This window comes from Mesorhizobium sp. M2E.F.Ca.ET.209.01.1.1 (assembly GCF_004010375.2).
Lineage (GTDB): Bacteria > Pseudomonadota > Alphaproteobacteria > Rhizobiales > Rhizobiaceae > Mesorhizobium.
Genome location: NZ_SADP02001327.1, coordinates 1 through 282, shown reverse-complemented (window position 1 = coordinate 282; position 282 = coordinate 1). Strand labels below are relative to the sequence as shown.

1 pseudogene is annotated in these 282 nt (G+C 62.4%); it reads left to right on the top strand.

The features are described 5' to 3' along the window. A pseudogene (locus EN852_RS40280) lies at window positions 1–282 on the top strand (hypothetical protein); the annotation flags it as partial.

Below are 282 nucleotides of genomic sequence, written 5' to 3'. Positions count from 1 at the left end.
CATGATACATCTCTGCTCGGCAAGCTGCCTTTGCCGCTGATCATCCATTCCGGCGACTAGTTGCACTTTGCCAACGACGAATTCCTGGACCTGACCGGATACGAGACGCTGGAGGACCTGGAGGAAGCGGGTGGCCTCGGCGCTTTGTTTGCCGATCCTTATGCCGATGACGGCGCTTTCGACGGCAGCGACCGGGCTCTGCGGCTGAAGACGCGCGACGGACAGGAATTTCCTATCGACGCCATCCTGCGCTCCGTGCCCTGGCGCGACGGCAGGGCGCTG